Source organism: Citrobacter sp. RHBSTW-00599 (assembly GCF_013784065.1).
In the GTDB taxonomy this organism is placed as follows: Bacteria; Pseudomonadota; Gammaproteobacteria; order Enterobacterales; family Enterobacteriaceae; genus Citrobacter; species Citrobacter braakii.
On record NZ_CP056717.1, the window covers coordinates 3,084,735 to 3,104,005 of the forward strand.

Here is a 19,271-nt window from a genome sequence, read left to right on the forward strand (position 1 = left end):
GGCCGTAGCTCAGGGGCAAAATCGTTTCAGGCAGTGTAATAAAAAAAGCCCCGCGGGTGAATCCACGCGGAGCTTAAAAGTGCAAAAATTATTCTACAATCTGTGTTAGATCATGTTACCGGTAAAATAACACCTATGGGCTAGATGATATTTTACTCGAATTCGTTCCAGGAACGACCATCTCGGGTAATCATCGCCACAGAAGCAACCGGGCCCCAGGTCCCTGCCTGATACGGCTTCGGCGCGTCGTTGTCCATCGCCCAGGCTTCGGTAATTGAGTCGACCCACTTCCATGCTTCTTCAACTTCATCACGACGCACAAACAGCGCCTGTATTCCGCGCATTGTTTCGAGCAGCAGGCGCTCATAGGCGTCGGCAAGGTGCGTCTGGTTGAAGGTTTCGGAATAGCTCAGATCAAGCTTGGTAATTTGCAGATTATGCTTGTGATCCAGACCCGGCACTTTGTTCAGTACCTGGATATCGACACCTTCATCAGGCTGCAAACGGATGGTCAACTTGTTCTGCGGCAGATCCTGCCAGGATTCTCTGAACAGATTCAGCTCAGGCGTTTTGAAGTAAACCACCACTTCAGAGCACTTCGTCGGTAAACGTTTACCGGTACGCAGGTAGAACGGAACTCCCGCCCAGCGCCAGTTATCGATATCCACACGGATCGCCACAAACGTTTCCGTGTTGCTGCTCTTGTTCGCGCCTTCTTCTTCCAGATACCCCGGCACTTTTTTGCCCTGGGCAAAACCCGCGGTGTACTGACCGCGAACCGTTTTTTCACGTACGTTCGAACGATCGATACGACGCAGCGATTTCAGTACCTTCACTTTTTCATCACGAATGCTGTCGGCGCTCAGATCGGACGGCGGAGACATCGCAATCATGCACAGGATCTGCAGCAGGTGGTTCTGAATCATGTCGCGCATTTGACCTGCCTGGTCAAAATAGCCCCAACGGCCTTCAATACCCACTTCTTCCGCCACGGTAATTTCTACGTGATCGATAGTGCGGTTATCCCAGTTGTTCACAAACAGGGAGTTGGCAAAACGCAGTGCCAGCAGATTCAGGACCGTCTCTTTGCCAAGATAGTGGTCGATACGATAAACCTGACACTCTTCGAAATACTCGCCGACCTGATCGTTGATTTCACGGGATGTTGCCAGCGACGTACCCAGCGGTTTTTCCATCACAACACGGGCTGGTTTAGCATTCAGCTTTGCTTCACCCAGGCCTTTGCAGATCGCGCCAAAGGTACTCGGCGGCATCGCGAAATAGTTAATGGTGGTACGTGATTTTTGATCCAGCATTTCGCCCAGACGGCTAAACGCGGCGGTGTCATTGACGTCCAGATTACAAAACTCCAGACGACCGCTGAGAGTCTCCCACAAACCTTCGTCGATTTTTTCTTTCATGAAGGTTTCGAGCGCTTCACGCACAACCTTGGTATAGGCTGCTTTGTCCCAGTCGGCACGCCCTACCCCAATGATACGGGTTTCCGGGTTAATCTGGCCGGCCTTTTCCAGTTGATACAGGGAAGGCAGCAATTTCCGCCGCGCCAGGTCGCCCTTCGCGCCGAAAATGACCAGGTCACATGCCTGGGCTGTTTGCGTTACCGCCATGTCATTCTCCTCAATTAAGTGCCTGGTGCTTTTGCCAGACACTGGTTGTAATTTTATTACAGTGCACTGTACTGCTTTTACGTGAATCCGGAAACCGTAAACGCTTATCCAGCCGTGCTGTTACCGCGAACAGTCGCTTTATGGGCGTTTGCCGTCGCAAATTGGACAAAAAAGTCATCTTTTTTCGTACCCCTGAAGACGTAAGAAAACCCGACTCCGATCATGTAATGAAAAAAAACAACAACTATTCTGTCCATTTTGCCCCGTTGCTGCATTAGCAGGGGTAATATCTATACACGAAATTATGCCCCGATTTCTCCGTATCATTGAAATCGTTTTTGCCCATGACCCATGAGTCTACCAACATCATGAATATGCTGGAAAAAATCCAGTTAAAACTGGAACAGTTGAGCAAGTCAGAGCGTAAAGTCGCCGACATTATTCTTGCCTCTCCCGAGCGGGCAATCCATTCAAGCATCGCCACACTTGCTGTGGAAGCCAATGTCAGCGAACCGACGGTGAACCGTTTCTGTCGCAGCATGGATACCCGCGGCTTCCCTGATTTTAAACTGCATCTGGCGCAAAGTCTGGCAAATGGCACCCCTTATGTTAATCGCAATGTGGATGAGGATGACAGCGTAGAATCTTACACGGGGAAAATCTTCGAGTCAGCGATGGCAAGCCTCGACCACGTCCGCCAGTCGCTGGATAACGCAGCGGTAAACCGGGCCGTAGATTTATTAACTCAGGCGAAAAAAATTGCCTTCTTTGGCCTCGGTTCTTCTGCCGCAGTGGCGCATGACGCAATGAATAAATTTTTCCGGTTTAACGTACCGGTAATCTATTCCGACGATATTGTTTTGCAACGCATGAGTTGCATGAATTGTAGCGACGATGACGTCATTGTGCTTATTTCTCATACCGGAAGAACCAAAAGTCTGGTGGAACTGGCGCAGTTGGCACGGGAAAATGACGCCATGGTTATCGCCCTCACCTCTCCCGGCACGCCACTGGCGCGTGAAGCAACGCTGGCAATTACTCTCGATGTACCGGAAGATACTGACATTTATATGCCCATGGTCTCTCGACTTGCTCAACTGACCGTGATAGATGTGCTGGCTACAGGATTTACTTTGCGCCGTGGGGCAAAATTTAGAGATAACTTGAAGCGTGTCAAGGAAGCGCTCAAGGAATCGCGTTTTGATAAAGAATTACTCATCAAGAGTGATGACCGCTAAAAGCAATAACAATGTTCTACCCTTTTATCATCCGGGTCGTTCATTTACCGTTAATATTTGAGAACGACCGGATTAATGTTCACGCAACACCAAGTTGTTTCAGTCAACGGAGTATTACATGTCCAGAAGGCTTCGCAGAACCAAAATCGTTACCACGTTAGGCCCGGCAACTGACCGCGATAATAACCTTGAAAAGATTATCGCCGCGGGTGCGAACGTCGTACGTATGAACTTTTCTCACGGCTCTCCAGAAGATCACAAACTGCGGGCGGATAAGGTCCGTGAAATTGCCGCAAAACTGGGACGTCATGTAGCTATTTTGGGTGACCTGCAGGGACCTAAAATCCGCGTATCAACCTTTAAAGAAGGTAAAGTATTTCTTAACGTTGGCGACAAGTTCCTGTTAGACGCCAACCTCGGCAAAGGCGAAGGCGACAAAGAAAAAGTCGGTATTGATTATAAAGGACTGCCTGCTGACGTCGTCCCAGGCGATATCCTGCTGCTCGACGACGGCCGCGTACAGCTTAAAGTGCTGGAAGTTCAGGGCATGAAAGTCTTCACCGAAGTTACCGTCGGTGGCCCGCTGTCCAACAATAAGGGCATTAACAAACTGGGCGGCGGTCTCTCTGCTGAAGCCCTGACCGAAAAAGACAAAGCCGACATCGTCACCGCTGCGCAAATCAGCGTTGACTATCTGGCCGTCTCCTTCCCGCGCTGCGGCGAAGATCTGAACTATGCCCGCCGTCTGGCGCGCGACGCTGGCTGCGATGCGAAAATTGTCGCCAAGGTAGAACGTGCAGAAGCCGTCTGCGACCAGAATGCGATGGATGACATCATCCTTGCCTCCGACGTGGTGATGGTGGCGCGTGGCGACCTGGGCGTTGAAATTGGCGATCCTGAGCTGGTAGGTATTCAGAAAGCGTTGATTCGCCGCGCACGTCAGCTGAACCGTGCGGTCATTACCGCCACGCAGATGATGGAATCGATGATCACCAACCCAATGCCGACCCGTGCAGAAGTGATGGACGTGGCTAACGCCGTCCTCGACGGTACCGATGCCGTTATGCTCTCAGCAGAAACTGCAGCAGGTCAGTACCCAGCTGAAACCGTCGCGGCTATGGCACGCGTCTGTTTGGGTGCTGAGAAGATCCCGAGCATCAATGTTTCTAAACACCGCCTTGACGTGCAGTTTGATAACGTTGAAGAAGCGATTGCCATGTCAGCGATGTATGCCGCTAACCACCTGAAAGGGGTCACCGCTATCATCACAATGACGGAATCCGGTCGTACTGCGCTGATGACTTCACGTATCAGTTCTGGTCTGCCGATTTTCGCGATGTCTCGTCATGAACGTACGCTGAATCTTACTTCCTTGTATCGCGGCGTCACCCCAGTTCACTTTGACAGCGAAACTGACGGCGTCGTTGCCGCCAATGAAGCAGTGAATCTGCTGCGCGATAAAGGCTATCTGGTTTCCGGCGACCTGGTCATTGTGACGCAAGGCGATGTCATGAGCACCATTGGCTCAACGAATACCACGCGTATTCTGACCGTCGAGTAACGCCCCGTTTGATGTAAAAAATCCTCTCGTTTGAGAGGCTTTTTTTTATTTCTTCGGATAAAGATCTTTACGCTTATAAGGCTCAATTTCACCCGGTTTACGCGTCTTAAGCAGTTTTAGAATCCAGGTGTATTGCTCGAGATGCGGCGCCACAAAGATTTCCACTTCTTCGTTCATTCGTCTGGCAATGGTGTGGTCATCCGCCGTCAGGATGTCATCCATCGGAGGACGAACCTGAATCGTTAAGCGATGCGTTTTCCCATTGTATACCGGGAACAGCGGCACCACACGGGCGTGACACACCTTCATCAGGCGGCCAATCGCCGGTAACGTGGCTTTATAGGTAGCAAAAAAATCCACAAACTCGCTGTGCTCAGGGCCATGGTCCTGATCCGGCAGGTAGTATCCCCAATATCCCTGACGTACAGACTGAATAAACGGTTTGATGCCATCATTACGCGCATGCAAACGACCACCGAAACGACGGCGTACCGTGTTCCAGACATAATCGAATACCGGATTTCCCTGATTGTGGAACATCGCAGCCATTTTCTGTCCCTGGGAAGCCATCAGCATCGCTGGGATATCTACGCCCCAACCATGAGGAACCAGAAAAATCACTTTTTCATCGTTGCGACGCATCTCTTCGATGATTTCCAGCCCCTGCCAGTCAACCCGATGCTGAATTTTTTCCGGGCCGCGTAGGGCGAGTTCCGACATCATAACCATCGCCTGAGGCGCAGTCGCAAACATCTCATCGACAATAGCTTCACGCTCAGCTTCGCTGCGCTCAGGAAAGCAGAGGGATAAATTGATCAGTGCTCTGCGACGCGAGCTTTTTCCCAGCCGCCCAGCCATTCTTCCGAGCTTTGCCAGAATTGGATCGCGAAATGATGCCGGCGTTAACGAAATACCTGCTATCGCCGCCACACCAAGCCATGCGCCCCAGTAGCGCGGATGGCGAAATGATTTGTGAAACTCGGGGATATATTCAATATTCTTTTTTTTCGTTTCCATGCTCTTCCAGTGTCTGGTACGGCGAAAAGTAGATCTGCTGATAGTGTAGCGGCGCGCGATGCGCCGTACAAAATAAAAAAGCCGGCACGCATAGCGTACCGGCTCTGTCAGCGTGTTAATTAATCGAAACGCAACTGAGGAACAACCTCTTTCACCTGTGCCAGGTAATCGGTACGATCCGAGCCGGTCAGGCCTTCTGTGCGCGGCAGTTTCGCCGTCAGAGGATTCACTGCCTGCTGGTTGATCCAGACTTCGTAGTGCAGATGCGGACCCGTTGAACGCCCGGTATTGCCAGACAGCGCGATACGATCGCCACGTTTCACTTTTTGTCCTGGTTTGACCAACAACTTACGCAGGTGCATATAACGCGTGGTATAGGTGCGACCATGACGAACCGCAACATAGTATCCGGCTGCGCCGCTGCGCTTCGCTACAACCACTTCGCCATCACCCACCGACAGCACCGGCGTCCCCTGCGGCATCGCAAAGTCGACACCTTTGTGCGGCGCAACGCGTCCGGTCACCGGGTTCAGACGACGCGGGTTAAAGTTGGAAGATATGCGGAACTGCTTAGCCGTCGGGAAACGCATAAAGCCTTTCGCCAGTCCGGTACCGTTGCGGTCATAGAACTTACCGTCTTCAGCACGGATTGCGTAATAATCTTTGCCTTCAGAACGCAAGCGTACGCCCAGCAGTTGGCTTTGCTCGCGTTTACCGTCCAGCATTTCGCGAGACATCAGTACCGAGAACTCATCGCCTTTTTTCAGTTTGCGGAAATCCATCTGCCACTGCATGGCCTTAATCACTGCGCTGATTTCAGAGCTGGTCAGTCCGGCATCTTTGGCACTGGCGACGAAGCTTCCGCCCACGGTGCCTTTGATTCGGCTGTTAACCCAATCGCCCTGCTGCATTTCGCTGCTCATTTTGAAACCCGTCGCGGTGCGATCGTAAGTACGGGTTTCACGACGGGAGACTTCCCAGGTCAGGCGCTGCAAATCACCTTCCGCGCCTAACGTCCAGGAAAGTTGCTGACCAATTTTCAGATTACGCAGTTGTTTGTCGGAAGCCGCGAGTTGGCTGATATCACCCATATCGATGCCGTACTGATTCAGAATACTGCTCAGCGTATCGCCCGTGGAGACGACATACTCATGCACGCCGGCTTCACCAGACGTTTTGTCATCCAGTTCATCCTGTGGGATGGCTTCGTCTTCCTGAGCGGCCTGATCGATAGGTTCACTGGCCTCAGGCAATAGTGAACGAATCTCGCTTTTTTCCAGCTCGATAGTTTTGACGATGGGTGCAGAATCAGGATGGTAAACATAGGGCCGCCAGACAGCGACGGCCAATGTCAGTACGGTAAGCGACCCCAGCATAACGCGATGGGGCCGCGGCAGATTATTAAATGCCAGAGCGACAGAGCGGGCTATCTGTTGCACGTAATCACTTCCTCATTAATCTCCTTTCAGGCAGCTCGCATACTGGTTGGCTAATTGGTTCAAAAACGCTGAATAGCTTGTTTTACCCAGTTTGATATTCGTTCCGAGCGGATCCAACGTTCCCATTCGAACGGATGTCCCTCTCGCGACGGCTTCAACGACCGCTGGCCTGAACTGTGGCTCAGCAAAAACGCAGGTTGCTTTTTGCTCAACCAACTGTGTTCTTATTTCATGTAAACGCTGCGCACCAGGTTGAATCTCAGGGTTCACGGTAAAGTGACCAAGCGGTGTTAGTCCGTAGTGTTTTTCGTAGTAGCCATAGGCGTCATGAAAAACGAAGTAACCTTTTCCCTTGAGCGGCGCGAGCTCGTTACCTACCTGCTTATCGGTTGCGGCTAATTGTGCCTCAAAATCCTTCAGGTTGGCGTCAAGTTTGGCTCGACTTTGCGGCATAAGTTCCACTAATTTTTCATGGATTGCAACCGCTGAGGCCCGTGCTATCTCTGGGGAAAGCCAAAGATGCATGTTGTAATCGCCGTGATGGTGATGCTCGTCACTTTTTTCACTGCCGGCATCATTATGTCCATGATCGTCATCATCGTCGTCAGCACCTTTCATGAGTAACGGTTTCACGTCATTGAGCTGCGCAATCGTTACCTGTTTTGCGTTAGGAATATTCTTGACTGATTTTTCCATAAACGCTTCCATCTCAGGTCCAATCCAAACGACTAAGTCCGCGCCCTGTAAGCGTTTTACGTCTGAAGGACGTAATGAGTAATCGTGTTCGGAAGCCCCGTCAGGCAGCAGAACCTGGGTGTCAGTAACCCCGTCAGCAATGGCTGAAGCGATAAACCCCAGTGGCTTAAGAGAGGCCACAACAGCGGCATTTGCCGACTGTGTTGCACTACCCCAAAGAGCAGCGGATAATGCTGCGAAAAGAAGCGTATTTTTATGTAACATAATGCGACCAATCATCGTAATGAATGTGAGAATTGTGATATTATAACATTCTATAACTTCTGCAAGACTAAAATTGATATGACGACTTTGGTTTCACTGGAAAATGTCTCGGTCTCTTATGGTCAACGCCGCGTCCTCTCTGACGTATCGCTTGAACTTCGACCCGGTAAAATATTGACGCTTCTCGGCCCAAATGGTGCCGGGAAATCTACGCTGGTGCGCGTTGTATTAGGGCTGGTAGAGACTGATGAGGGAGTTATCAAGCGTAATGGTCGATTGCGGATTGGCTATGTGCCGCAAAAACTGTACCTCGATACGACGCTTCCGCTGACGGTAAGTCGGTTTATGCGCCTACGTCCCGGCACCAAAAAAGAAGATATCCTTCCGGCACTGAAGCGTGTTCAGGCCGGACATCTGATGAATGCGCCGATGCAAAAACTCTCTGGCGGGGAGACACAACGCGTCCTGTTGGCCCGTGCTTTATTGAATAAACCTCAGCTACTGGTGCTTGATGAGCCAACCCAGGGCGTGGATGTCAATGGGCAGGTCGCACTGTACGATCTTATCGATCAGTTGCGACGTGAACTGGATTGCGCCGTACTAATGGTTTCTCATGACCTGCATCTGGTGATGGCAAAAACCGATGAGGTACTGTGCCTGAACCATCATATTTGTTGTTCTGGTGCGCCGGAAGTGGTTTCCATGCACCCGGAATTCATCTCAATGTTCGGACAACGCGGTGCCGAACAACTCGGAATTTACCGTCATAATCATAATCACCGCCACGATTTACAGGGTCGTATCGTCTTACGCCGGGGAAATGGTCACTCATGATTGAATTGTTATTACCCGGTTGGTTAGCCGGGATCATGCTGGCCTGTGCCGCTGGCCCGCTCGGCTCGTTTGTGGTCTGGCGTCGAATGTCTTATTTCGGTGATACGCTGGCCCACGCTTCGCTACTGGGGGTCGCCTTTGGCCTGCTGCTGGATGTAAACCCTTTCTATGCGGTCATCGTCGTCACCTTGTTGCTGGCAGGCGGTCTGGTATGGCTGGAAAAACGCCCACACCTCGCGATCGATACTTTATTGGGCATTATGGCCCACAGTGCACTGTCATTAGGGCTGGTTGTCGTCAGCCTGATGTCCAACATCCGTGTAGATCTGATGGCCTATCTGTTTGGTGATTTGCTCGCCGTGACGCCAGAAGATCTTATCTCCATCGCCATTGGGGTGGTTATCGTTCTGGCGATTTTGTTCTGGCAGTGGCGCAACCTGCTGTCGATGACCATCAGTCCGGATCTGGCATTTGTGGATGGCGTGAAACTGCAACGCGTTAAGCTTCTGCTGATGCTGGTCACAGCATTAACTATTGGCGTGGCGATGAAATTTGTCGGGGCGTTAATTATCACCTCGCTGCTTATTATCCCTGCGGCAACCGCCCGTCGCTTTGCCCGTACGCCAGAACAGATGGCAGGGGTTGCCGTTGGTGTGGGAATGATAGCGGTTACAGGCGGGCTGACCTTCTCGGCCTTCTATGACACCCCGGCAGGTCCTTCCGTGGTGCTGTGTGCTGCGCTGCTGTTTATCTTCAGCATGATGAAAAAACAGGCGAGCTAATGCGTATTTTAGCCGGATGGAGGCTATCGCCTTATCCGGCTTTTTATTTCATGAACGACCCATCCTGAATAACATTGCCACATACCACTCGATCCAGTCGTTAGCGTGTTTCATCGTCCAGTTCCATTTAACCTTGATCAGTTCCTGGACGAACCACTGTGTGGTGACAGTCTTCCGGGCATTCGGTTCTCCATGTATCTAAGCATGCAAGGACATTTCAATATCGCTACATCGTGGCATCATTACTCGCACTAACGAACATTAACCTGTGAGACGCAATCATACTCTTGTTTACACCGTGGTTGCAGCAACTCTCATTTCTGCTCACTATCAATTGGCCAGCCTAGTCATCTTTAATGATGTCCGTTATTACTCCAAATATCATGGAAGGAATACTGTTTTATTTAATTCAGCAACCTATGGTTATCATATATTATAAAAACAGACAGTTGCAAAGCAAATAATACCGCCATGTATTATTTGTCATTAAATAATACATTATGCTAACCTGTTGTTTGGTATATCCGTTGAAATCCTCAAAAATTCGATAAGTGCAACCCATTGTTTTTCATTTTAAATATCACATGATGCTTCCCGCCTCATGTTGATACTGATAGAATGCCTCCATATGACAGACATAATAAATATGTATTCAACATTTTGGTAGTTATTGGATAGGTATAAAACACGGGTTGTATGAAAATGAATTCATCTATTACCATAGTTACAGCGTTTTTCGATATAGGCCGAGGAGACTGGACGAGTAATAAAGGTTTCTCTCCTCATTTAGAGAGAACATCTGATACCTATATTCAGTATTTTAAAAACCTGTCTGAATTAGATAATGATATGGTCATTTTTACATCCAGTGAACTTAAACCCAAAGTTGAAAAAATTAGACACGGGAAAAACACTGTTGTAGTGGCTTTGGATATTAATAAAAAATTTCGACATATTAAAAAAATAATTTCGCAGATTCAAAAAGATGTCGAATTCATAAGCAAGCTTGAAACTCGCCAGTTGATTAATCCCGAATACTGGTCCCCAGACTATGCACTGGTTTGCAATCTGAAAACATATTTTGTCAACAGAGCTATAGAGTTAAATCTTGTAAATAATGATATGGTTGCATGGGTTGACTTTGGTTACTGCCGTAGTGCAGAAGTAACCAGAGGGTTATCTCGATGGGATTATCCTTTCGACCGAAACAAAGTTAATTTCTTTACAGTTAAAAAAGGCCTGACAGTCAAAACTATCCATCAGGTTTTTGACCACATGATTAACAATCGCTCCTATATTATTGGTGGGGCAATCGTAGCAACACAAAAAAAATGGAAGGAATTTTACAAACTAGTTTGTCAGTGTCAAATAAAAACCCTCAAAAATAACATAGTTGATGACGATCAGGGTATTTTTATAATGTGCTACCATTACAACCCCCAATTAATAAAACTAAATTACTTGGGTAAGAACCGCTGGTTTAATCTGTTTAAACTATTCGGAAGGAAAGATTTAATTACTTTATCAAGAAGATTAAAAGTCTCTCTAATAGGAAAATAATCTTTAGCTGATGTATGAACAATGCTGATTCTAATCAGTCTCGGCATCGTTTTACATAAGTCTGTAATATAGTCAATGGAGATTCAGGCCAGATGATGTTTTGAGCATCCTCGGGGTTGATTCGGTAAAAATACGATTGGTATCGTTCATTTTAAACGGATCATATTTACCTATCGCGGCATACGTTGCCGCGAAGTCCTTCGGGGCTGGACAGTGAACAGCAACAACATCAAAAAAGCTGGAAATCTTCGCGCGCTCAGAACAAGCGAAATACAGTTCGGTAAGTTCGACTATGCGGAACGTTTCCCGGAACCCAAAACGCTTAAGAAGTTCATCACAGCCAAAAAAATCACCACGTTTAAAGAGCTGAGTGATTTTTTTACAGACACCAAAGCCTTAGAGGTATCTGGTGCAACGCTGCTACCGCTTACTTCGGTCGTAAATACGTTACAGCGTGTAATCGCAGAAAATGCCCGTCTGGTAGATATTGAGCATGCCGACATTTTGCATTACCGAAAGGAGTGACTGACCGGGACAATTATTAACCCGGCAATGCCGAATCTGGCCAGACAGGGCCGCGCGCCCTCAACAGTCAATAAACAGAAGGCAGTTTTATCAGAAATGCTTAAGCTCGCAAACCGAAGCCAGTTTATATTGCATGCTCCTTATGAAGGCGTGTCGCGACTCAAGTTATCTAAAAATGGACCCGACCCACTTTTAATTCATGAGTACCAGGTACTGATAGCCGCCCTTCCCCGTAGCCAGGCATTAATCATCATTGTTGCCGTACATACAAGGATGAGGCCAGGCGAGATATGCGCCCTCGCATGGGAAGATATTGTTTAATTTCATAGCGCTGCTTTCAATCTTCATAATCAGCGTTAAACTATTTATACCGTTATTTTAGGGAGAAACGATGATGCGCGTACTGGTTGTCGAGGATAATGCTTTATTACGCCACCACCTCAAGGTTCAGTTACAGGATTTAGGGCATCAGGTGGATGATGCAGAAGATGCGAAGGAAGCGGACTATTATCTGAATGAACATCTGCCGGATATCGCGATCGTTGATTTAGGACTCCCCGATGAAGACGGTTTGTCATTGATCCGCCGTTGGCGTAGCAATGAGGTTTCGTTGCCGATTCTGGTGTTAACCGCGCGTGAAGGCTGGCAGGACAAGGTGGAAGTACTCAGCGCCGGAGCCGACGATTACGTCACAAAACCGTTTCATATCGAAGAGGTGGCAGCGCGCATGCAGGCACTTATGCGTCGCAACAGCGGTCTGGCATCGCAGATTATCTCTCTTCCTCCTTTCCAGGTGGACCTCTCTCGACGCGAGTTATCCGTCAATGATGAAGTTATCAAGCTCACGGCGTTCGAATACACCATTATGGAAACACTTATCCGTAATAACGGCAAAGTGGTCAGTAAAGATTCGCTCATGTTACAGCTTTACCCGGATGCCGAGCTGCGTGAAAGCCACACCATTGATGTTCTGATGGGGCGTCTGCGTAAAAAAATACAGGCGCAATACCCGGATGATGTCATCACCACCGTGCGTGGTCAGGGATATCTGTTTGAACTGCGCGAATGAATAAATTATTGCGTCATTTATTCCCGTTATCACTGCGGTTGCGCTTTTTACTGGCAACCGCGGGCGTGGTATTGGTGCTTTCGCTGGCCTACGGCATGGTTGCCCTGGTGGGTTACAGCGTCAGCTTTGATAAAACAACGTTCCGCCTGCTGCGGGGTGAAAGTAACCTGTTCTATACCCTGGCAAAATGGGAGAACGGTAAGATAAACGTCGAGCTGCCCGAGAATCTCGATATGCAAAGCCCAACAATGTCGCTGATCTATAACGAAGACGGTGAGTTGTTGTGGGCGCAGCGCAATGTTCCCTGGCTGACGCACAGTATCCAACCGGAATGGCTAAAAGCGAACGGTTTTCATGAGATTGAAGCCAATGTAGATGCCACCAGCACCTTACTGGGCGAAGATCATTCCGCTCAGCAGCAGCTAAAAGAAGTCAGAGAAGATGATGACGATGCCGAAATGACCCACTCGGTCGCCGTGAACGTCTACCCCGCCACTGCCAGAATGCCACAGTTGACCATAGTGGTTGTCGATACCATTCCTATTGAGCTAAAGCGCTCGTATATGGTATGGAGTTGGTTTATTTATGTGCTGGTCGCCAATCTGTTGCTGGTCATTCCGCTGTTATGGGTAGCCGCCTGGTGGAGTCTGCGGCCCATCGAATCGCTGGCGCGTGAAGTCCGTGAGCTTGAGGAACATCATCGAGAGATGTTAAACCCCGCCACCACGCGCGAACTGACCAGCCTGGTCCGCAATCTTAATCGACTTTTAAAAAGCGAACGCGAGCGCTACGACAAATACCGTACGACGTTAACAGACCTCACCCATAGCCTGAAAACACCGCTGGCGGTATTACAGAGTACGCTCCGCTCGATGCGTAATGAAAAAATGAACGTAAGCGACGCGGAACCCATCATGCTGGAACAAATCAGCCGTATTTCCCAGCAGATTGGCTATTACCTGCATCGCGCCAGCATGCGTGGCAGCAGCGTGCTGCTTAGCCGCGAACTGCATCCGGTCGCGCCGTTGCTGGATAAACTCACCTCGGCGCTAAATAAGGTGTATCAGCGTAAAGGCGTGAACATAAATCTCGATATCTCACCCGAAATCAGTTTTGTGGGCGAACAGAACGATTTTGTTGAAGTGATGGGCAACGTGCTGGATAACGCATGTAAATATTGTCTGGAGTTTGTCGAGATTTCAGCGCATCTGTCCGAAGATCAGCTACACATTCTGGTTGAAGATGATGGTCCAGGTATTCCGCAAAGCAAACGGGAAGTGGTGTTTGACCGTGGACAACGTGTCGATACGTTACGACCAGGGCAAGGCGTTGGACTGGCGGTGGCGCGAGAAATCACCGAACAGTATGACGGGCAGATTATTGCAGGCGATAGCCTGCTGGGTGGCGCGCGCATGGAAGTTATTTTTGGCCGCCAGCAGCCGGGGCAAAAAGACGAGTAATCGCCGCATGTAATAAATATGTACTGATTTCCCGCTTGCGGTTAAGTATCCGTTATAATCGGTTGCAGATACCAGCCTGCGGGATGCTCATTATGGAATACCAACTCACACTTAACTGGCCCGATTTTCTTGAACGCCACTGGCAGAAACGCCCGGTGGTCTTAAAACGCGGGTTTAACAACTTTATTGATCCACTCTCTCCTGACGAACTGGCTGGACTGGCAATGGAAAGCGAAGTCGACAGCCGACTCGTCAGCCACCAGGACGGTAAATGGCAGGTTAGCCACGGTCCGTTCGAAAGCTATGATCATCTCGGCGAGAACAACTGGTCGCTGCTGGTACAGGCGGTCAATCACTGGCATGAGCCAACCGCCGCGCTGATGCGCCCGTTTCGCGAACTGCCGGACTGGCGGATTGACGATCTGATGATCTCCTTCTCTGTCCCCGGCGGCGGCGTTGGCCCACATCTTGATCAGTACGATGTGTTTATCATTCAGGGAACCGGGCGACGTCGCTGGCGCGTGGGCGAAAAACTGCAGTTGAAGCAGCACTGCCCTCACCCGGACCTGCTGCAGGTCGCCCCGTTTGAAGCCATCATCGATGAAGAGCTGGAACCCGGCGATATCCTGTACATCCCACCAGGATTCCCGCACGAAGGCTATGCGCTGGAAAACGCCATGAACTATTCGGTCGGTTTCCGCGCGCCGAATACTCGCGAACTGATCAGTGGCTTCGCCGATTACGTTTTGCAACGTGAGCTGGGCAGCACGTATTACAGCGATCCTGACCTGCCGCCGCGCGATCATCCGGCTGACGTTCTGCCGCAGGAAATGGACAAGCTGCGTGAAATGATGCTTGGACTGATTAATCAGCCGGAACATTTCCAGCAGTGGTTTGGCGAGTTTATATCTCAGTCTCGTCATGAGCTGGATATTGCTCCACCGGAGCCGCCGTATCAGCCAGACGAAATTTACGATGCCCTGAAGCAAGGGGATGTGTTAGTGCGTCTGGGCGGATTGCGCGTATTGCGCATCGGCGATGACGTCTACGCCAACGGTGAGAAAATTGATTCCCCGCATCGCCCTGCCCTGGAAGCGCTTGCCAGCCATATTGTTCTTACGGCCGAGAACTTTGAGGATGCGCTGGAAGATCCGTCTTTCCTTGCCATGCTTGCCGCACTGGTTAACAGCGGATACTGGTTCTTCGAAGGATAATACGAACGGTGCCTGATGCGACGCTAGCGCGTCCTATCAGGCCTTTTGGAGTGAAATACTGTAGGCCGGATAAGCAACGCGCTATCCGGCATCTATCGATAAATTTACTGCTGCTTTGCGGTTAACTCCGCAATACGTACAATCACCCGCACCGCTTTTTCCATTCCTTCCAAAGTTACAAACTCATGTTTACCATGATAGTTGTAGCCTCCGGTGAACAGATTCGGACACGGTAACCCCATAAACGACAGCTGCGCGCCGTCGGTGCCGCCACGAATAGGTTTCAGCACCGGCTCAATATCGCAATCGCGCATCGCCTTCTGAGCGATATCCAGCACGTGCGGATGCTCAATCACTTTTTCGCGCATATTGTAGTAGCTGTCTTCAATCACCAGTTCGATATAGCAATCCGGGTGTAACCCTTTGCCGACCTTTTTGGCGATCTCCATGATCTTGCGTTTGCGCGCTTCAAACTGCTTGCGGTCAAAATCACGGATGATGTAGTGCATATCCGCCCGATCGACCGTCCCTTTCATGCTCGCCAGATGATAAAAGCCTTCGTAGCCTTCCGTCGTTTCCGGGCTTTCGTCTGCCGGAACCTCAGCATGAATACGAGCAGCCAGCGACAGCGCATTCACCATCACCCCTTTTGCGGTACCGGGATGGACATTGTTGCCGACAATTTTGATATTAACCGACGCGGCGTTGAAGTTTTCAAATTCCAGCTCTCCCACGCCACCGCCGTCAACGGTATAGGCCCACTGCGCATCAAATGCCGCAACGTCAAAATGCTTCGCCCCTTTACCAACCTCTTCGTCCGGCGTAAAGGCCACGCGGATATCACCGTGCGGAATATCTTTTTGGATGAGCACCGCCAGCGCGGTCATGATTTCCGCCACGCCTGCTTTATCATCCGCGCCCAGCAGCGTTTTACCGTCTGTGGTGATCAGCGTCTGACCCAGAAGTTGATGCAGCACCGGGAACATCACCGGCGACAGAACTTCATCACCAATGCCTAACGCAATATCGCCGCCGCGATAGTTTTCAACGATTTGCGGATTAACGTTTTTACCGCTGAAATCCGGTGAGGTATCCACATGGGAAATAAAGCCGATCGCGGGAATATTGCCAGCAACGTTAGCGGGCAACGTGGCCATCAGCGTCCCCTTTTCGCTCAGTGAAATGTTAACCAGCCCCATCTCTTCGAGCTGTTGTTTGAGCAGTTGTAATAACTTCCACTGTCCTTCGGTGCTGGGTACCTGCCGCACGCCCGATTTTGATTGGGTGTCCAGCGACACGTAGTGTAAAAAACGCTCAAGTAGTTTATCCATGCAGTCACCCTCACTTTTTGTGACAACATTATCAATAAGCAACAAAAGACAAATATTGCGTCAGGTCACTTTTATCCCCGCAAGTGAGAATATTTCGCCCTGACATCCCCTCTGACTATAGGGCTAAGTCAGTAATTCGCAACAAGGATTGGCGATTACCATGGTTTGCCGTAGAATAACGGCCCTCATTAAGAGTCATCAAGGTGGTTAACCACGAACCCCGCAGCGGTCAGCCATCCGTTGCGTTTACATGGGACAGAGTAAAAAATTGAATAAACAACCGCGTTCGCTTTCTCCACTGGTGCAATTAGCGGGAATTCGCAAAAGTTTCGATGGCAAAGAGGTGATTTCCAGCCTGGATTTGACCATCAATAATGGCGAGTTTCTCACGCTGCTTGGCCCCTCTGGCTGCGGTAAAACAACCGTTCTTCGCCTGATTGCCGGTCTGGAAACGGTTGATTCCGGTCATATCATGTTGGACAACCAGGACATCACTCACGTTCCTGCGGAAAACCGCTACGTGAACACCGTCTTCCAAAGCTATGCGTTATTTCCCCACATGACCGTTTTTGAGAATGTGGCCTTTGGCTTACGCATGCAAAAAACGCCCGCAGCCGACATTCCTCCCCGCGTTACCGAAGCTCTGCGCATGGTGCAGCTGGAAGAGTTCGCCCAGCGAAAACCGCATCAACTCTCCGGTGGACAGCAGCAGCGCGTAGCGATTGCCCGAGCGGTGGTCAATAAACCCCGTTTACTCCTGTTAGACGAATCTCTCTCTGCGCTGGACTACAAACTGCGCAAGCAGATGCAGAACGAACTGAAAGCGCTGCAACGTAAGCTTGGTATCACCTTTGTCTTTGTCACTCACGATCAGGAAGAGGCGCTGACCATGTCAGACCGTATCGTGGTGATGCGCGATGGCAAGATTGAGCAGGACGGTACGCCGCGCGAAATCTACGAAGAGCCGAAAAATCTGTTCGTCGCCGGGTTTATCGGTGAGATCAATATGTTTAACGCGACGGTGATAGAACGTCTGGACGAACAGCGCGTTCGTGCTAACGTTGAAGGTCGCGAGTGCAATATTTATGTCAACTTCGCGGTGATTCCCGGGCAGAAGCTGCACGTCCTGTTACGCCCTGAAGATCTGCGCGTTGATGAAATCAACGACGACAATCATATCGAAGGCCTGATCGGCTACGTGCGTGAACGCAACTACAAGGGCATGACGCTGGAGTCGGTTGTGGAACTGGAAAATGGCAAGATGGTGATGGTCAGTGAATTCTTCAACGAAGACGATCCTGACTTTGACCACTCTCTCGACCAGAAAATGGCGATTAACTGGGTAGAAAGCTGGGAGGTCGTACTGGCTGATGAAGAACACAAGTAAATTCCAGAGTGTGGTGATCGTCACCATTGTCGGTTGGCTTGTGTTATTTGTCTTTCTGCCCAACCTGATGATCATCGGCACCAGCTTTTTGACCCGCGACGACGCCAATTTCGTCAAAATGGTCTTTACGCTGGAAAACTATACACGCCTGCTCGATCCGCTCTATTTTGAGGTACTGGTTCACTCCCTCAATATGGCGCTGATTGCCACGCTCGCCTGTCTGGTGCTCGGCTATCCGTTTGCCTGGTTTTTGGTGAAACTGCCGGAAAAAGTGCGTCCATTGCTGCTGTTCCTGCTGATTGTTCCGTTCTGGACCAACTCGCTTATTCGCATCTACGGACTCAAAATATTCCTCAGCACCAAGGGCTACCTCAACGAATTTCTGTTGTGGCTCGGCGTGATCGATACCCCCATTCGCATCATGTTTACCCCCAGCGCGGTGATTATCGGCCTGGTGTACATCCTGCTGCCGTTTATGGTGATGCCGCTCTATTCCAGCATTGAAAAGCTCGATAAACCGCTGCTGGAAGCCGCGCGCGATTTGGGCGCCAGTAAACTTCAGACCTTCACCCGCATCATTATTCCGTTAACGATGCCGGGAATTATCGCCGGATGCCTGCTGGTTATGCTGCCCGCAATGGGGCTGTTTTACGTTTCCGATTTAATGGGCGGGGCGAAAAACCTGCTGATTGGCAACGTGATTAAAGTTCAGTTCCTGAACATCCGCGATTGGCCGTTCGGTGCTGCCACCAGCATTACGCTGACCATCGTCATGGGTCTGATGCTGCTGATCTACTGGCGCGCCTCCCGCTTGCTGAACAAGAAGGTTAGCGACATTGATAGTTAACCGATATTACCTATAAAGTTAAAATGATCATGGCATGCAGTTTACCCTCAAGTAAACTGCATGCCAGGTCACGAACGGGGATAAGATTTGTAAAATCAGAAAGGAATTGTAAACCCGCAAAAATATGCCGTCATGATAAGCATGAATTTATTATCGATATTCAAGAAATTGTCTTCTGGATTCATCATCTTCAAGGTACTCAAATGAGAGAAGGCGAATTTTGGTAAGGTTATAAAACCACTCGCAATCGTTTCGTTGAATAATTTCGCCAGGCTTGAAACATATTCCTGATGCTTCCCGGATAATCGCATATTTACCATTATTAAACCTGGCCCTGTGGATACAGAAAGATTGACCAACCTGCCCATGACAGCTGTTCGAAAGGATATGTCCTTCAATAAAAATAGATTTTTTAGATT

At 49.7% G+C, this 19,271-nt stretch carries 16 protein-coding genes; 11 read left to right on the forward strand and 5 right to left on the reverse strand.

Going from position 1 to position 19,271, the window contains the following annotated elements; all coding sequences use genetic code 11:
- Positions 1 to 152: 152 nt before the first annotated feature.
- The gene (gene zwf, locus HV243_RS15300; RefSeq protein ID WP_003034896.1) at positions 153 to 1,628 is read right to left on the reverse strand and encodes a glucose-6-phosphate dehydrogenase; all 1,476 of its coding nucleotides are present in this window, start codon (positions 1,626 to 1,628) and stop codon (positions 153 to 155) included.
- Between the two features lie 368 nt (positions 1,629 to 1,996).
- On the opposite strand from zwf, the gene HV243_RS15305 reads away from it, so the two are divergent.
- Positions 1,997 to 2,866, forward strand: coding sequence for a MurR/RpiR family transcriptional regulator (locus tag HV243_RS15305; protein ID WP_019076523.1), 870 nt, complete (start codon positions 1,997 to 1,999; stop codon positions 2,864 to 2,866).
- A gap of 118 nt (positions 2,867 to 2,984) precedes the next feature.
- Positions 2,985 to 4,427 carry a pyruvate kinase gene (gene pyk / locus HV243_RS15310; protein WP_046276423.1) on the forward strand — a complete coding sequence of 481 codons (1,443 nt, stop codon included), beginning with the start codon at positions 2,985 to 2,987 and terminating at the stop codon, positions 4,425 to 4,427.
- 45 nt (positions 4,428 to 4,472) lie between these two features.
- On the opposite strand, the gene lpxM is transcribed toward pyk, so the two are convergent.
- The 3 genes from lpxM to znuA form a co-directional block, all read right to left on the reverse strand.
- A complete protein-coding gene (gene lpxM / locus HV243_RS15315; RefSeq protein ID WP_053389210.1) occupies positions 4,473 to 5,444 on the reverse strand; it encodes a lauroyl-Kdo(2)-lipid IV(A) myristoyltransferase in 972 nt (323 codons plus the stop codon).
- Positions 5,445 to 5,563: 119 nt separating this feature from the next.
- The gene (mepM, locus tag HV243_RS15320; RefSeq protein ID WP_016152763.1) at positions 5,564 to 6,883 is read right to left on the reverse strand and encodes a murein DD-endopeptidase MepM; all 1,320 of its coding nucleotides are present in this window, start codon (positions 6,881 to 6,883) and stop codon (positions 5,564 to 5,566) included.
- Positions 6,884 to 6,898: 15 nt separating this feature from the next.
- Positions 6,899 to 7,843 carry a zinc ABC transporter substrate-binding protein ZnuA gene (gene znuA / locus HV243_RS15325; protein ID WP_019076521.1) on the reverse strand — a complete coding sequence of 315 codons (945 nt, stop codon included), beginning with the start codon at positions 7,841 to 7,843 and terminating at the stop codon, positions 6,899 to 6,901.
- 78 nt (positions 7,844 to 7,921) lie between these two features.
- On the opposite strand from znuA, the gene znuC reads away from it, so the two are divergent.
- The 7 genes from znuC to roxA all read left to right on the forward strand — a co-directional run bounded on the left by znuC (position 7,922) and on the right by roxA (position 15,287).
- Entirely contained in the window at positions 7,922 to 8,677 is a 756-nt protein-coding gene (gene znuC, locus HV243_RS15330; protein WP_053389211.1) for a zinc ABC transporter ATP-binding protein ZnuC, read from the forward strand.
- A complete protein-coding gene (znuB, locus tag HV243_RS15335; protein ID WP_016152760.1) occupies positions 8,674 to 9,459 on the forward strand; it encodes a zinc ABC transporter permease subunit ZnuB in 786 nt (261 codons plus the stop codon). The genes znuC and znuB overlap by 4 nt, the downstream gene beginning before the upstream one ends.
- A gap of 702 nt (positions 9,460 to 10,161) precedes the next feature.
- Positions 10,162 to 11,019: a protein YibB gene (yibB, locus tag HV243_RS15340; protein ID WP_046276027.1), complete on the forward strand. Its 858-nt coding sequence runs from the start codon at positions 10,162 to 10,164 to the stop codon at positions 11,017 to 11,019.
- Between the two features lie 213 nt (positions 11,020 to 11,232).
- Positions 11,233 to 11,544, forward strand: a complete 312-nt coding sequence (locus HV243_RS25600) for a DUF3596 domain-containing protein (protein WP_053389567.1) — start codon at positions 11,233 to 11,235, stop codon at positions 11,542 to 11,544.
- A 394-nt stretch (positions 11,545 to 11,938) separates the two neighbouring features.
- Positions 11,939 to 12,613: a two-component system response regulator PhoP gene (gene phoP, locus HV243_RS15350; RefSeq protein WP_047359312.1), complete on the forward strand. Its 675-nt coding sequence runs from the start codon at positions 11,939 to 11,941 to the stop codon at positions 12,611 to 12,613.
- Positions 12,610 to 14,073 (forward strand): two-component system sensor histidine kinase PhoQ, encoded by a 1,464-nt coding sequence (phoQ, locus tag HV243_RS15355; RefSeq protein ID WP_047359313.1) that lies wholly within the window; start codon positions 12,610 to 12,612, stop codon positions 14,071 to 14,073. The genes phoP and phoQ overlap by 4 nt, the downstream gene beginning before the upstream one ends.
- Positions 14,074 to 14,165: 92 nt before the next feature.
- Positions 14,166 to 15,287, forward strand: coding sequence for a [50S ribosomal protein L16]-arginine 3-hydroxylase (roxA, locus tag HV243_RS15360; RefSeq protein ID WP_016152697.1), 1,122 nt, complete (start codon positions 14,166 to 14,168; stop codon positions 15,285 to 15,287).
- A gap of 104 nt (positions 15,288 to 15,391) precedes the next feature.
- Here roxA and pepT read toward each other — a convergent pair whose 3' ends face one another.
- Complete coding sequence (gene pepT / locus HV243_RS15365) at positions 15,392 to 16,618, reverse strand: peptidase T (RefSeq protein ID WP_016152696.1); 1,227 nt, start codon at positions 16,616 to 16,618, stop codon at positions 15,392 to 15,394.
- A 250-nt stretch (positions 16,619 to 16,868) separates the two neighbouring features.
- Here pepT and potA point away from each other — a divergent pair, with 250 nt between their 5' ends.
- Positions 16,869 to 18,005: a spermidine/putrescine ABC transporter ATP-binding protein PotA gene (potA, locus tag HV243_RS15370; RefSeq protein ID WP_016152695.1), complete on the forward strand. Its 1,137-nt coding sequence runs from the start codon at positions 16,869 to 16,871 to the stop codon at positions 18,003 to 18,005.
- Positions 17,989 to 18,852, forward strand: coding sequence for a spermidine/putrescine ABC transporter permease PotB (gene potB, locus HV243_RS15375; protein WP_016150058.1), 864 nt, complete (start codon positions 17,989 to 17,991; stop codon positions 18,850 to 18,852). The genes potA and potB overlap by 17 nt, the downstream gene beginning before the upstream one ends.
- Positions 18,853 to 19,271 lie beyond the last annotated feature (419 nt).